1 pseudogene is annotated in these 314 nt (G+C 65.9%); it reads left to right on the plus strand.

Annotation, left to right across the window (positions count from 1 at the left end):
• Positions 1 to 314 (plus strand): annotated as a pseudogene (locus tag EN824_RS34200) (chain-length determining protein); the annotation flags it as partial.

Consider the following 314-nt stretch of genomic DNA (forward strand, 5'->3'; position numbering starts at 1 on the left):
CTCGTCCTGCCGGGCGATCCGCCGGTCTCCGAAGCCGCAATCCGCGCCGGACGCCGCGAAAAGGCCGCTGCCGTGCTGCAGCAGTCGCTGACTGTGGAGCGGGTCGGTCGCAGTTCCGTCATCGCAATCTCCACCCGTTCGACTGACCGCCAGCTGGCCGCACACATCGCCAAGACCTACGCGCAGGCCTATCTCACCGAGCAGCTGAACGCCAATTTCGACGCCAGCGAGCGGGCATCTGTCTGGTTGCAGGAACGCCTGACCGACCTTAACCAGCGCGCCCAGGCGGCAGAGCTTGCGGTGCAGAAATTCAG

Source organism: Mesorhizobium sp. M8A.F.Ca.ET.181.01.1.1 (assembly GCF_004792025.1).
Lineage (GTDB): Bacteria > Pseudomonadota > Alphaproteobacteria > Rhizobiales > Rhizobiaceae > Mesorhizobium.